Consider the following 13759-nt stretch of genomic DNA (forward strand, 5'->3'; position numbering starts at 1 on the left):
ACGACGGCCACGGCCGGCGCGACCGCTACGACCGCGACGGCTGGCCGCTCGTGCCGCCGCCCGCCCCCCGCCCGGACGCGCGCTCCCCCCTTGCCCGCGCCCTGCTCGCCCCCGTGAGCGGCCGGTTCTGGCGTGAGCTGCTGTATCTCGTGGTGAGCCTGCCGCTGTCGATCGCCGTCTTCTGCTGGTCCATGGTGATGTTCTGGCTCGGGGCCGGGCTGCTCGTGACGTTCGTCGGGGTGCCGGTGCTCGCGCTGCTGCTCGCCTCGGCGCGCGGGCTCGCGCACGTGGAGCGGGGGCTCGCGCGGGGGCTGCTGGGGACCCGGGTGCCGCGAACGCGGCCCGTACGGGCCCGGCGGAACTCGGCGCTCGGGAGGATGGGCGCGCTGCTCAAGAGCGGCGAGTCCTGGCGCAACCTCCTCTTCACCTTCCTGCACTTCCCGTGGACGGCCTTCGCCACGACGCTCGCGCTCGCGCTGTGGGGCAGCGGGCTGATCATGCTCACGTACCCGCTGTGGATGTGGTTCGTGCCGAGCGAGGTGGGCCGCAACGGCATCCAGATCTACGGCGACACCCACCGCACCGAGTACCTCGAAGCCCCCTGGGAGCTGGCGCTGACCTGCGCGACCGGCCTCCTGGTGACGCTGCTCGTGCCCTGGCTCGTACGGGGTCTGACGGCCGTCGACGGGATGCTCGTACGGGGGCTGCTCGGGCCCTCGCGCCTGGCGAGCCGGGTCGACGAGCTGGAGTCGGACCGGGGCGTCGTGGTGGACACGGCGGCGGCCGACCTGCGCCGTATCGAGCGGGACCTGCACGACGGGGCGCAGGCGCGGCTCGTGGCGCTCGCGATGGACCTCGGGATCGCGAAGGAGAAGCTTCTCGAAGACCCGGAGGCGGGGGCGCGGCTCGTCGCCTCGGCGCACGGCGAGGTGAAGACCGCGCTCCAGGAGCTGCGCGACCTCGCGCGTGGCATCCACCCCGCCGTCCTCACCGACCGGGGCCTGGACGCGGCCCTCTCGTCGGTCGCCGCGCGCTGCACGGTGCCGGTCTCCGTCGAAGTGGACCTCGAAGAGCGGCCCGCCGAGGCGGTCGAGGGCATCGCGTACTTCACCGTCTCCGAGCTGCTCCAGAACATCAGCAAGCACAGCGGCGCCCGCACGGCGGCCGTCGAGGTGTGGCGCGCGGACGGGCGGCTGCTCGTGCAGGTGCGCGACGACGGGACGGGGGGCGCCTCGCTCCACGGCGGTACGGGGCTCGCCGGGCTCTCGGACCGGCTCGACGCGGTCGACGGGGTCCTCCTCGTCGACTCGCCGCCCGGGGGGCCGACGACGATCACCGCCGAACTGCCGTGGACGGCCAGGACCGGCACGCGGGCCGCCGGGGCGGGGACCCGGGCGGGGACCTGGACGGGCGCCGGGGCCCACAGGAGTGCCGCTTCCTGAAATGCTGTCCCCCGTAGGCATTCCGACTGCGGGGGAACGTGGCAGAAGTGGCAGACATGGCAGAGGCAGCGGCGGGAGCGGCGAAGGTGCGGGTCGTCATCGCGGAGGACTCCGTCCTCCTGCGGGAGGGGCTGACCCGGCTCCTGACCGACGCCCGGCACGAGGTCGTGGCGGGCGTCGGGGACGGCGAGGCGCTCGTGAAGACCGTGCGGGACCTCGCGGAGGGGGACGCGCTCCCGGACGTCGTCGTCGCGGACGTACGGATGCCCCCGACGCACACCGACGAGGGCGTGCGCGCCGCCGTCGCGCTCCGCAAGGCGTACCCGGCACTCGGCGTGCTCGTGCTCTCGCAGTACGTCGAGGAGCAGTACGCGACCGAGCTGCTCGCCGGGTCGAGCCGGGGGGTCGGCTACCTGCTGAAGGACCGGGTCGCGGACGTACGGGAGTTCGTGGACGCCGTGGACCGGGTCGCGGGCGGGGGCACCGCGCTCGACCCGGAGGTGGTCGCCCAGCTCCTCGGCCGCTCCCGCAAGCAGGACGTGCTCGCCCACCTGACCCCGCGCGAGCGGGAGGTGCTGGCGCTGATGGCGGAGGGGCGGACGAACTCGGGGGTCGCGAAGGCGCTCGTGGTGAGTGACGGGGCGGTCGAGAAGCACGTGAGCAACATCTTCATGAAGCTGGGCCTCTCGCCGAGCGAGGGCGACCACCGGCGGGTGCTCGCGGTGCTCACGTACTTGCGGTCGTAGGCCGGGGAGGTCCCGGAGCGGCGCGGGGTGCGCGGGCCGGCGCGAGGTGTCCGGGCCGGCGCGAGGTGTCCGGGCCGGCGCGGGGTGTCCGGGCCGGCGCGGGGTCCCCGGCCGGCTGCCTAGGCCAAAAGAACCAGACATTTCCGCCTCGCGTCCTCCGCGGGGAGCGGAACCCTGAAAAACAGCCACGAAACGGGCAGATTTGGCCGTGCCGTGATCGGAAAAGGGCCCCGGCGGGCGCTTCCCGGCCCTCGGGGAGCGTTCGCGATATGACCCGTCCCGGGAAGGGGACCCTTACCGACGTAGGCTGTTCCGCAGGAGACAAGGCACAGAAGCAACGGCCACGAAAAGCCCCCGCCGGGCCCCGGCGGGAGCCGCCACCGCCTCGACGGGAGGTCCACTTCCAGTGACCAGCCAGGTCAGCAGCCCAGCCGGGCCGTCCGACGGTGCGGTCGTCGGCGAGCCGCGCCCCACGGACGCGCCGCAGGCCCCCGCCCCCGTGACGGACGTGCTCGAAGGCCCCGAGCCCGACACCGAGCGCCTGGCGGCGCCCGCGCAGTCCGGCGCGAAGGAGGTCCGCAAACTGGACCGGGTGATCATCCGCTTCGCGGGTGACTCCGGGGACGGCATGCAGCTCACGGGCGACCGGTTCACCTCCGAGACCGCCTCCTTCGGCAACGACCTCTCGACGCTGCCGAACTTCCCCGCCGAGATCCGCGCCCCCGCAGGCACCCTGCCCGGCGTCTCGTCCTTCCAGCTCCACTTCGCCGACCACGACATCCTCACGCCGGGCGACGCCCCGGACGTCCTGGTCGCGATGAACCCGGCGGCGCTGAAGGCGAACCTGGCGGACGTGCCGCGCGGCGCGGAGATCATCGTCAACACGGACGAGTTCACCAAGCGCGCGATGCAGAAGGTCGGCTGGGACGCCTCCCCGCTCGACGACGGCACGCTCGACGGCTACAGCGTCCACCCCGTACCGCTCACGACGCTCACCGTCGAGGCGCTCAAGGAATACGACCTGTCCCGCAAGGACGCCGGCCGCAGCAAGAACATGTTCGCGCTGGGCCTGCTGAGCTGGATGTACCACCGGCCCACCGAGGGCACGGAGAAGTTCCTGCGCGCCAAGTTCGCCAAGCGCCCCGAGATCGCCGAGGCGAACCTCACGGCCTTCCGCGCGGGCTGGAACTTCGGCGAGACGACGGAGGACTTCGCGGTCTCCTACGAGGTCGCGCCCGCCACGACCGCGTTCCCCACCGGCACGTACCGCAACATCTCGGGGAACCTGGCGCTCGCCTACGGGCTCATCGCGGCCTCGCGGCAGGCCGAACTGCCGCTGTACCTGGGCTCGTACCCGATCACCCCGGCCTCGGACATCCTGCACGAGCTGAGCAAGCACAAGAACTTCGGCGTGCGCAGCTTCCAGGCCGAGGACGAGATCGCCGGGATCGGCGCCGCGCTCGGCGCGGCCTTCGGCGGCAGCCTCGCGGTGACGACCACCTCGGGCCCGGGTGTGGCCCTGAAGTCGGAGACGATCGGTCTCGCCGTCTCGCTCGAACTCCCGCTCCTCATCGTCGACATCCAGCGCGGCGGCCCCTCCACGGGCCTGCCGACGAAGACCGAGCAGGCCGACCTGCTCCAGGCGATGTACGGGCGCAACGGCGAGGCCCCGGTGCCGATCGTCGCGCCCCGTACCCCCGCCGACTGCTTCGACGCGGCGATCGACGCGGCGCGCATCGCGCTCACGTACCGCACGCCCGTCTTCCTCCTCTCGGACGGCTACCTCGCCAACGGCTCCGAGCCTTGGCGCATCCCGGAGGCGGACGAGCTGCCCGACCTCACGACGCCGCTCGCGACCGGGTTCAACCACGAACTCGCCGACGGCACCGAGGTGTTCTGGCCGTACAAGCGCGACCCCGAGACGCTGGCGCGCCCGTGGGCCGTGCCGGGCACCCCCGGGCTCGAACACCGCATCGGCGGCATCGAGAAGCAGGACGGCACGGGCAACATCTCGTACGACCCTGCCAACCACGAGTTCATGGTCCGCACCCGCCAGGCGAAGATCGACGGCGTGCGCGTCCCCGACATCGAGGTGGACGACCCCGGCGACGAGGCGCGCACGCTCGTGCTCGGCTGGGGCTCCACGTACGGGCCGATCACGGCGGCCGTGCGGCGCCTGCGCGTCGCGGGCGAGAGCATCGCGCAGGCCCACCTGCGCCACCTCAACCCCTTCCCCGCGAACCTCGGCGAGGTCCTGGCGTCGTACGAGAAGGTCGTCGTCCCCGAGATGAACCTCGGCCAGCTCGCGACGCTCCTGCGCGCCAAGTACCTCGTGGACGCGCGGTCCTACAACCAGGTCAACGGAATGCCGTTCAAGGCGGAACAGCTCGCGACGGCGCTCAAGGAGGTCATCGATGACTGAGACCACGCAGGCGCCCGCCGGTCCGCTCTCGCTCTCGCTCGTGCCCAAGGCCGAGGCGAAGCAGTCCATGAAGGACTTCAAGTCGGACCAGGAGGTCCGCTGGTGCCCCGGCTGCGGGGACTACGCGGTGCTCGCGGCCGTGCAGGGCTTCATGCCCTCGCTCGGGCTCGCGAAGGAGAACATCGTGTTCGTCTCGGGCATCGGCTGCTCCAGCCGCTTCCCGTACTACATGAACACGTACGGCATGCACTCGATCCACGGCCGCGCCCCGGCCATCGCGACCGGGCTCGCCTCCTCGCGGCAGGACCTGAGCGTGTGGGTCGTCACGGGCGACGGCGACGCGCTCTCCATCGGCGGCAACCACCTCATCCACGCGCTGCGCCGCAACGTGAACCTGAAGATCCTGCTCTTCAACAACCGGATCTACGGGCTCACCAAGGGCCAGTACTCGCCGACCTCCGAGATCGGCAAGATCACCAAGTCCACGCCGATGGGCTCGCTCGACAACCCCTTCAACCCCGTCTCGCTCGCCCTCGGCGCCGAGGCGACCTTCGTCGCGCGCACGGTCGACTCCGACCGCCAGCACCTGACGAGCGTCCTGAAGGCGGCGGCGGAGCACCCGGGCACGGCGCTCGTGGAGATCTACCAGAACTGCAACATCTTCAACGACGGCGCCTTCGAGGTCCTCAAGGACAAGGAGCAGGCGGCCCAGGCGGTGATCCGGCTGGAGCACGGGCAGCCGATCCGCTTCGGCAACACGGGCGAGAAGGGCGTCGTGCGGGACCACGAGTCCGGCGACCTGCGCGTGGTCGACGTGACGCCGGAGAACGAGGCGGACGTCCTGATCCACGACGCCCACCGCGAGACGGCCACGACGGCGTACGCGCTCTCGCGCCTCGCGGACCCGACGACGCTGCACCAGACCCCGATCGGGATCTTCCGCGACGTCGAACGCCCTGTCTACGACACGTTGATGGCGGAGCAGCTCGACGCGGCCGTCTCCGAGCAGGGCAAGGGCGACCTCGCCGCGCTGCTGGCGGGGAAGGACACCTGGACCGTGGTGGGCTGACTTTCGTTCGAGCGGGGTCCGGGGCGCCGCCCCGGACCCCGCTCCTCAACCGCCGGAGGGGCTGATCATTGGCCTCTCCGGCGTTCGTCGTACGCCTGCCTGGCCTCCTCCACCGAGGAGACCTGCTTCTCGCTCCACCGCGCCAGGTCGAAGACCTGCCGCGCCGCCTCCTCGCCCACCCCCGTGAGCGAGTACTCGACGTGCGGCGGCACGACCGCCTTCGCCTTCCGCAGCACGAAGCCGTCCCGCTCCAGCGTCTGGAGCGTCTGTGCGAGCATCTTCTCGCTCACGCCCCCCACGGTGCGCCGCAGCTCGCTGAACCGGTACGTCCGCGTGAGCAGCGCGGCGAGCACGAGCACGGCCCAGCGCGAGGTCACGTGCTCCAGGATGCCCCGCGAGGGACACATCGCCCGGTTGACGTCCGGGGGGCCTTCTTCACCGGCGGGCGTCCCGCCGAGCAGTACCGCCATCTCCGCACTCACTGTCATGCCAGTACCTTACTCGAAAGTGGGTACTTTCGTTTAGTTAGTGTGCAGCTTAGAGTAGAGGGAAAGCACAGAACAGCACGAAGGGCACATTTCATGAGCATCGTCGTCACCGGCGCCACAGGGCAGCTCGGCCGCCTCGTCCTCGCGGGCCTCCTGGAGAAGGTCCCGGCGGGCGAGATCGCCGCCGTCGTCCGCAGCGAGGAGAAGGGCGCGGAGTTCGCCGCGAAGGGCATCGAGCTGCGGATCGCCGACTACGACAAGCCCGAGACGCTCAAGGACGCCTTCCACGCGGGCGACCGGGTGCTCTTCATCTCCGGCAGCGAGGTCGGCAAGCGCGCCGCGCAGCACACCGCCGTCGTCGAGGCCGCCAAGGCGGCGGGCGTCGCCCAGCTCGCGTACACGGGCGTGCTCGGCGGCCCGGACGCCGATTTCGCGCTCGCCGACGAGCACAAGATCACCGAGCAGGCGATCCTCGACGCGGGCGTCCCGTACACGTTCCTGCGCAACGGCTGGTACGACGACATGTACGTGGCGCAGCTCCCCGTCTACCTCGCCAACGGCGCCGTGCTCGGCAGCTCCGGCGAGGGCCGGATCGCGCCCGCCCCGCGCGAGGACTACGCCGAGGCGGCCGTGGCGGTGCTCACGGGCGAGGGCCACCTGAACAAGGCGTACGAGCTGAGCGGCGACGTCGCCTGGACGATGAGCGAGTTCGCGGCCGAGATCGCGCGCCAGTCGGGCAAGCCGGTCGTGTTCACGAACGTCGCCCCCGAGCAGTACAAGCAGGTGCTGCTCGGCGCGGGCCTGCCCGAGCCGATGGCGGACATCCTGGTGGACGTCGAGGGCGCCATCGAGCGCGGTTCGCTCGCCGGTACCACCGACGACCTCTCCCGCCTCATCGGCCACCGGACCACGCCGATCGCGGACTCGATCGCGGCGGGCCTGAAGCGGCTGGAGGGCTGAGCGAGCCCCGTTCCGCACGGCCCGTACCACTGAGGGTGCGGGCCGTGCCGTCATGACCGTACGGCGATACGGGAATGACAAGCCGAGCCGGTCCCGTTACCTTCCGCACGGGGGGCGGCGGTCGTCGTCGGCCCGCGAGCGAACGGGGGGACCGCGATGACCACACCGCAGGAGACCGCACAGGGCGCCTCGCGCGCCGGGCTGTCGTACGGCTTCGGTGCCTACGGCATCTGGGGCCTGGTCCCCCTCTTCTGGCCCCTGCTGAAGCCGGCCGGGGCGGGCGAGATCCTGGCGCACCGCATGGTGTGGTCGCTCGGCGTCGTCGCGATCCTGCTGCTGTGCATACGCCGCTGGGCCTGGGCGGGTGAGTTGCTGCGCGACCCGCGCCGCCTCGCGCTCGTCACCGTCGCCGCCGCCGTGATCACGGTCAACTGGGGCGTCTACATCTGGGCGGTCAACGCGGGCCACGTCGTGGAGGCGTCGCTCGGGTACTTCATCAATCCGCTCGTGAGCATCGCGCTCGGTGTGCTGCTGCTCGGGGAACGGCTGCGGCCCGCGCAGTGGGTCGCGGTCGGGACGGGCGTGGCCTCGGTGCTCGTCCTCGCGGTGGGCTACGGGAAGCCGCCGTGGATCTCGCTGGTGCTCGCGTTCTCGTTCGGCGCGTACGGGCTGGCGAAGAAGAAGGTCAACCTGGGCGGGATCGAATCGCTCGCGGCGGAGACCGCGCTCCAGTTCCTGCCCGCGCTGGGCTTCCTGATCTGGCTCGGCGCGCGCGGCGAGGCGACGTTCACGAGCGAGGGCGCGGGCCACGCGGTGCTCCTCGCCTCGACGGGGATCGTCACCGCCGTACCGCTCGTCTTCTTCGGCGCGGCGGCCATCCGCGTGCCGCTCTCGACGCTCGGCCTGCTCCAGTACCTCGCCCCGGTCTTCCAGTTCGGCCTGGGCATCCTCTACTTCCACGAGGAGATGCCGGCCGCGCGCTGGGCGGGCTTCGGGCTGGTGTGGATCGCGCTGATCCTCCTCACGTGGGACGCGCTGCGCACGGCGCGCGCCAATCGCCGCACGGCGGAGCGGCTGCGTACGGCGGTGCGCGAGGCGGAGGCGGTCCGGGACCCGGCGGGCGCGGAGGTGGCGCCCGTACGGGACGGGGCCGGGGCGCCCGTACGGGACGGGGCGGAGGCGCCCGTGCGGGAGGCGTGAACCGGCGTGGCGCGGGATGAAGGGCCGGAAGCCGGGAAGACGCGAGGCCATGGCTGATCACGACATCGAGGCGGCTCGGGACATCGACGCCCTCGTCTTCGACGTCCTCGGCACACTCGTGGACGACGTGGCGGGAATCCGCGCCGGTATCGGCGAGTTGACGACGGACGCGGCGCGGGCGGAACGGCTGTACGCGCTGTGGCAGGAGCACACGGACACGGAGCAGCGCCGGATGATGGCCGGGCAGCGGCCGTACCTCCCGGCGGACGCGCTGGACGTGGAGACGGCGGGAGTGGTCGCGGCGGCGGCCGGGTTCGACGACGACGTCGCGACGGTGGCGGCGCTCGCGCACGCGGCGCACGCGCTCGATCCGTTCCCCGACAGCGTCGCGGGCCTGGACCGGCTCGCCCGCCGCTTCCCGCTCATCGCGCTCTCGAACGCGGGCCGCGCGGAACTGCTCGGCATCACGGTGCGGGCGGGGTTGCGCTGGCACCTGGCGCTGTCCACGGAGGAGGCGCGCACGTTCAAGCCGGACCCGCCCGCGTACGAACTCGCGCTCGCTGCGGTGGGTCGCCCGCCGGAACGCGTGCTGATGGTCGCGGCGCACGCCTGGGACCTGCGCGGCGCGCGGAGCCTCGGGATGCGAACGGCGTACGTGCGCCGCGAGGGGCGCGAGGAGCCGACGCCGGAGGACCGCTTCGACTTCGTGGCCACGGACTTGACGGATCTGGCGGACCGGCTGCTGGGGTGAGGGACCCGGGCGGGGGCGGCGCCCGACCGTGCCGCGCCGCCTCCGGCGGGCCCGGCCTCGGCGGCTCCGGCCTCGCGCGGGCTCCGCAACCGTCTGGCCGACGGGCCCGCTGCCGGAAACACCTCTCGCGAGTGAGTGTGCACTCACTCACCTCTGCCCCACGCTCTCGGCCCTCAGCGAATTACCGTTCGCCACAAGCTTCTTTCCACAGGCACCTCACACTCGTACGGGTGAGGCGCGTCGCGGATTTCCCGAAGTTATCCACAGATGCGCGGAGTTGGTACGGGGAGCCGCCCGACCTGCGAAAGAATGGTTTCAGGGGCGCCCCCCGGGTGGGTGGGGGTCTGTCCTCAGCCCACCCCCGGCACCCCCGCCCCCAGCACCCCCGCTCTCCACCGCCCACCCCCGCCCCTCATCCCCCAGCCAAGCCCTCGTCCCCTCCGCCCCCACCGTGAGCCCGAACTCCCCGTACCCCGGGCGCCCCGCCGTCTGCCACCAGCGGTAGGCGGCCTCCACCTCGTGCCACAACTGCCGCTCCCCGTACTGGAACACCGTCGATTCCCCGTCGGGTCGCAGCACCAGGCACGCCCACGAACCCGTGCCGCCCGTGTCGTGGAACCACACGGGCCGGCCGCCGTCGCACTGCACCGTCGGCGCGACCGCCGTGGCGCAGCGCGGCACGCGCAGGCCGAGCGCGAAGCGGGCGCTGCCGAGCAGGTCCGAGTCGAGGATGTCGGTGCCGATCCACGCCGTCGAACGGTGCGCCTTGGCGCCCGTCTCGCGCAGGTACTCGGCCCGCGCGCCGCCGCGCCAGCGCTGCCCACGCGCCCGCGTGCACTCGATGGGCCGCAGAAAGCGTCCGCTCGCCGAGCGCCCGTCCCCGCTCACGCGCAGCGCCACGAGGACGTCGGCCGTGCAGAAGTTCGTCCCCCACGGCACCACGATCAGCGCCCCGGGCGCGCTCTGCTCGATCCACGCGTACGGGACCTCGCGCAGCCCGCAGCAGGACACGATCCGGTCGTACGGGGCCTGCGTCCTGTACCCCGAGAGGCCGTCGCCGACGCGTACCTCCGGGCTGAGCCCGAAACGCCGCAGCCGCTGGCGGGCGAGCGCGGCGGTGGACTCGTCGATCTCGAAGCTCGTCACTGCGGGCACGCTGAGCCGGTGCGCGAGCAGCGCCGTCGTCCACCCCGTCCCGGTCCCCACCTCCAGGACCCGCCCGACGCCTTCGCCGAGGCGGAGGTCGGCGAGCAGCCCGAAGACGACGGAGGGCCCGAGCGCGGTCGAGGTGGCGTGCCGCCCCGGCGTCAGCCCCGTGTGCTCGCCGTCATCCCACTGGGTGACGATCGGGGCATCGCTGTCCGCGTACCCGTGCCACGTGGCGGGGTCCCTGCTGCGCGACACCGGTACGTGCGCGCGCTGTTCGGCGTCCCACGGCCACATGAGGGGCGGCAGGAAGGCCGCGCGCGGCACCTCGTCGTACGCCGCCCGCCAGTCCGGCGCGAGCACTCCCGTCGCACTCATCCGCCGCCCGAGCCGCAGCCTGGCGTCCCGCTCCGCGCTGCCCCGCTCGCTCGTCACCATGCCCGCTCGACCCCCGCACACTCGTACGGGCACGCGTGCGCGGCGCGGCGGCGGACCGGTGGTGGGGGCATGACGGCACCTCTGTCTCTGGCTGAAGAGCACCCGTGGGGGATGTGAGTCAAACGCCGGAAAGGGCTTCCGGGGCACGGCACGAGGGAGGAACCACCCGCCGCGCCGCGCGTTGACGCGGGGCCCGCCGTCTCACCGTGGGGACGGATGTACGGGGGCGGCGCGACGGGACCGGGGAAGTGAGCGCGGCGGCCGGCCGGAAGGTGGCGGCGGTACCGGCCGGGGCCGGCCAACGCCCCAGCAACGGTACGGGCAATGATCGGCCCTCCCCTTCCCCGGCGAGGCCGCTGACCTGCGCGGCTCACCGCCGCGAGAACCCATGCGGGTGCCGCCCGATGAGGACGCGGCAGTCGACGGCGCGCGAGTGGTCCCCGGCGGCGGTGGCCTCCCGCTCCTCGACGCGGAGGCGGTCGCAGAGGCGGCAAGGGAGGTCGGGTTCGGGGGACTCGAGCGGGCGCTCGTGAACGAGGCGCAGGGGCATGACGGTTCCTCTCCGTGGTGGTTTGGCTACCGGGGAGGTACACGGTGACCTAGCTTGGAGAACTACTCAACGTTGTGCCAACGGGTGGAAGGCGGGGAGGAACGCCCCTTGAACATCAAGAAGTTGAACCCGGACGCGGGGCCTTACGCGGCCTACGGAGCGCGTTTGCGCAAGGTAAGGCAGGAGTTGGGACTGCGACAGAAGGACGTGGCAAAGCGGGTGGGCTACGCCGAGTCGCACATGTCCGGCGTGGAAATCGCCGCGAAGAAACCAACACTCAATTTCTCGGTGGCGCTTGACACCGCGCTGGGGCTCACGAACACCGAGCGGTCGTTCGAGCGCGAGTGGCGAAACATCACGTTCGGGGCCTTGCTGGAGGGGTTCCCCGAGTACCTCAAACTCGAAGCGCGGGCCGTCGAGATCCGGGCTTTCGAAACCGGCATAGTCCCGGGGCTGCTCCAGACCCCCGAATATGCCAGGGCGCTTGCGGAAGCAGCGGTTCAGCGCGGTGCGATCACGGCGGAACTGGCGGAGCAGCGGCTGCGCGCACTGGCCGAACGCCAACACGCCGTGCAGGGCGAGCGTCCGCCGATGATCTTCGCGGTACTGGACGAGAGTTGCATCCGCCGCACTATCGGCGGCTCGGAAGCTATGAAGGCCCAGCTACGTCACCTGGTGGGCTTTGCGGCCCTCCCCAATACCGTCCTTCAGATCGTTCCCTTCTCCGTCGGGGAACGGCGTCCGCTCGACCTGCTCACCAATCTGCTCACGCTCCCGGATCGCGGCATCGTCTCGTACGCGGAGTCACAGACGCAGGGACACCTAGATCGCGAACTGACGTCTGTCGCTGCCTTGATGACCGCCTACCATCAGGCACAGGCCGTGTCGCTTTCCCAAGCGGAGACTGTGGCCTTGATCGAACAGGCTGAAAGGGAACACCCGTGAGTAACGCTCCCCGCTGGTTCAAGTCCTCGTACAGTAACAACGGCGGCAGCTGCGTCGAGGTCGCCACCAACCTCGCCCCCGCCCACGGCATCGTCCCGGTCCGTGACTCCAAGAACCCCGACGGCCCCTCCCTCACTCTCCCCACCTCCGCCTTCACCGGCTTCGTCGCCGGTGCGAAGCGTGGCGACTTCGACGTCTGAGCCAACCTTCCGCGTCCCGAAGCCCCGTCACCCACCGGACGGGGCTTCGCGCTGTCCTGGGCAATGCATAGCTCCCGGCAGTCAACGGGAGGCCGGGACGACGCAAGTTCCACGTACGGCAACAACGGGGGCGACTCCTGGAGACGGCGGCAGACCGGCGTACCTCCTCGTACGACAACGGCGGCACGTGCATCGAAGTCGGCACCCAGCGCCCTCACACCGCTCCCGTCCGCGACTCGAAGAACCCCGCCGGAACCCACCTCCGATTCTTGGCGCCCGCCAACGTCACCGCGGAGGTACGACGAGCCGTGCCGCGTACGCCAGGATCACCAACTGCACGCGGTCGCGGGCGTCCAGCTTGGCGAGGAGGCGGGTCAGGTACGTCTTGGCCGTGGCGACGCTGATGAACAACTCGGTCGCGATCTCGGTGTTGGACAGCCCCCTGCCGACCAGTGTCAGCACCTCGCGTTCCCGCGCGGTGAGGGCGTCGAGCCGCGCCCCGTGCGGCGGCGCGGGTGCCGCGTGGCGGTCGGTGAACTGCCGGATCAGGCGGCGGGTGACGGCCGGGGCGAGGAGGGCGTCCCCGGCGGCGACGACCCGGATCGCGGCGAGGATGTCGTCCAGGGCCATGTCCTTGACGAGGAAGCCGGAAGCGCCCGCGTGCAGGGCCCCGTAGACGTACTCGTCGTCGTCGAAAGTCGTCAGGACGACGACCCGCGCGGTCCCCGGGGCCGACGTGATCAGGCGAGTGGCCTCGACCCCGTCCGTGCCGGGCATCCGGAGGTCCATCACGACGATGTCGGGGGCGAGTCGTTCCGTCATCCGTACCGCTTCCGCGCCGTCCCCCGCCTCGCCCACCACCTCGATGTCCGAGGTCTCGGCGAGGACCATCCGCAGCGCGGTGCGGACGAGGGGCTGGTCGTCGGTGAGGAGGACGCGGATGGTCATCGGGCGCTCTCCCCGGTCGCGGCCGGGAGGGGCAGTCGTGCCGTGACGAGGAAGCCGCCGTGCGGGCGGGGCCCGGCCGTGAACGTACCGCCCAGCAGCGCGACCCGCTCGGCCATGCCGGTCAGGCCGTACCCGACGCCCGAACCGCCGCCCGTCCCACCGTCCCCCGCACGGCTCCCGCTCCCCGTGGCGCTCCCGGCGCCCGGTCCCTCGTCGGCGATCTCGATGGCGAGGGCGTCCGCGAGGTAGTCGACGCGCACGCGGCAGGAATCGGCGCCCGAGTGCCGTACGGCGTTCGTCAGCGACTCCTGGACGACGCGGAAGGCGGCGAGGCCGGTGTCGGGGGGCGCGGGGCGGCGCGTGCCGTGCCACGACACCTCGACGCGGACACCCGCGGCCTCCGCCGTCGCGGCGAGTCCCGCCACGTCCGCGAGGCCGGGGGCCGGGGGCGGTC

14 protein-coding genes and 1 pseudogene are annotated in these 13759 nt (G+C 72.1%); 10 read left to right on the forward strand and 5 right to left on the reverse strand.

Going from position 1 to position 13759, the window contains the following annotated elements:
• The first annotated feature begins 50 nt into the window (after positions 1-50).
• From G3I42_RS02820 to G3I42_RS02835, 4 genes are all read left to right on the forward strand, one after another.
• On the forward strand, positions 51-1442 hold the full coding sequence (locus tag G3I42_RS02820) for a sensor histidine kinase (RefSeq protein WP_164282271.1): 1392 nt from the start codon (positions 51-53) through the stop codon (positions 1440-1442).
• A gap of 86 nt (positions 1443-1528) precedes the next feature.
• Complete coding sequence (locus G3I42_RS02825) at positions 1529-2188, forward strand: response regulator transcription factor (RefSeq protein ID WP_343244433.1); 660 nt, start codon at positions 1529-1531, stop codon at positions 2186-2188.
• 406 nt (positions 2189-2594) lie between these two features.
• Positions 2595-4610, forward strand: a complete 2016-nt coding sequence (locus G3I42_RS02830) for a 2-oxoacid:acceptor oxidoreductase subunit alpha (protein ID WP_164282261.1) — start codon at positions 2595-2597, stop codon at positions 4608-4610.
• On the forward strand, positions 4603-5679 hold the full coding sequence (locus G3I42_RS02835; RefSeq protein ID WP_164282262.1) for a 2-oxoacid:ferredoxin oxidoreductase subunit beta: 1077 nt from the start codon (positions 4603-4605) through the stop codon (positions 5677-5679). The genes G3I42_RS02830 and G3I42_RS02835 overlap by 8 nt, the downstream gene beginning before the upstream one ends.
• Positions 5680-5744: 65 nt before the next feature.
• Here the strand turns inward: G3I42_RS02835 and G3I42_RS02840 are convergent, their stop codons facing one another.
• Positions 5745-6149, reverse strand: a complete 405-nt coding sequence (locus G3I42_RS02840) for a helix-turn-helix domain-containing protein (RefSeq protein ID WP_239096228.1) — start codon at positions 6147-6149, stop codon at positions 5745-5747.
• Between the two features lie 111 nt (positions 6150-6260).
• On the opposite strand from G3I42_RS02840, the gene G3I42_RS02845 reads away from it, so the two are divergent.
• The 3 genes from G3I42_RS02845 to G3I42_RS02855 all read left to right on the forward strand — a co-directional run bounded on the left by G3I42_RS02845 (position 6261) and on the right by G3I42_RS02855 (position 9078).
• The gene (locus tag G3I42_RS02845; RefSeq protein ID WP_164282264.1) at positions 6261-7127 is read left to right on the forward strand and encodes an SDR family oxidoreductase; all 867 of its coding nucleotides are present in this window, start codon (positions 6261-6263) and stop codon (positions 7125-7127) included.
• Positions 7128-7283: 156 nt separating this feature from the next.
• Complete coding sequence (gene rarD / locus G3I42_RS02850; RefSeq protein ID WP_164282265.1) at positions 7284-8327, forward strand: EamA family transporter RarD; 1044 nt, start codon at positions 7284-7286, stop codon at positions 8325-8327.
• Between the two features lie 16 nt (positions 8328-8343).
• Complete coding sequence (locus G3I42_RS02855; RefSeq protein ID WP_164282266.1) at positions 8344-9078, forward strand: haloacid dehalogenase type II; 735 nt, start codon at positions 8344-8346, stop codon at positions 9076-9078.
• A gap of 315 nt (positions 9079-9393) precedes the next feature.
• On the opposite strand, the gene G3I42_RS02860 is transcribed toward G3I42_RS02855, so the two are convergent.
• The gene (locus tag G3I42_RS02860; RefSeq protein WP_239096226.1) at positions 9394-10662 is read right to left on the reverse strand and encodes a methyltransferase domain-containing protein; all 1269 of its coding nucleotides are present in this window, start codon (positions 10660-10662) and stop codon (positions 9394-9396) included.
• 370 nt (positions 10663-11032) lie between these two features.
• Positions 11033-11212 carry a hypothetical protein gene (locus G3I42_RS02865; RefSeq protein ID WP_164282267.1) on the reverse strand — a complete coding sequence of 60 codons (180 nt, stop codon included), beginning with the start codon at positions 11210-11212 and terminating at the stop codon, positions 11033-11035.
• Between the two features lie 108 nt (positions 11213-11320).
• On the opposite strand from G3I42_RS02865, the gene G3I42_RS02870 reads away from it, so the two are divergent.
• From G3I42_RS02870 to G3I42_RS37325, 3 genes and pseudogenes are all read left to right on the forward strand, one after another.
• Entirely contained in the window at positions 11321-12157 is an 837-nt protein-coding gene (locus tag G3I42_RS02870; RefSeq protein WP_164282268.1) for a helix-turn-helix transcriptional regulator, read from the forward strand.
• Positions 12154-12357 carry a DUF397 domain-containing protein gene (locus G3I42_RS02875; RefSeq protein WP_164282269.1) on the forward strand — a complete coding sequence of 68 codons (204 nt, stop codon included), beginning with the start codon at positions 12154-12156 and terminating at the stop codon, positions 12355-12357. The genes G3I42_RS02870 and G3I42_RS02875 overlap by 4 nt, the downstream gene beginning before the upstream one ends.
• 63 nt (positions 12358-12420) lie before the next feature.
• Positions 12421-12623, forward strand: a pseudogene (locus G3I42_RS37325) (DUF397 domain-containing protein); the annotation flags it as partial.
• A 19-nt stretch (positions 12624-12642) separates the two neighbouring features.
• On the opposite strand, the gene G3I42_RS02885 reads toward G3I42_RS37325, so the two are convergent.
• Together G3I42_RS02885 and G3I42_RS02890 are read right to left on the reverse strand one after the other, a co-directional pair.
• Positions 12643-13305, reverse strand: a complete 663-nt coding sequence (locus G3I42_RS02885) for a response regulator transcription factor (RefSeq protein WP_164282270.1) — start codon at positions 13303-13305, stop codon at positions 12643-12645.
• On the reverse strand, positions 13302-13759 hold a 458-nt coding region (locus tag G3I42_RS02890; RefSeq protein WP_239096227.1), incomplete at its 5' end, for an ATP-binding protein. The genes G3I42_RS02890 and G3I42_RS02885, both read right to left, overlap by 4 nt.

Origin of the sequence: Streptomyces sp. SID11385, assembly GCF_010548245.1 — a bacterium.
Lineage (GTDB): Bacteria > Actinomycetota > Actinomycetes > Streptomycetales > Streptomycetaceae > Streptomyces.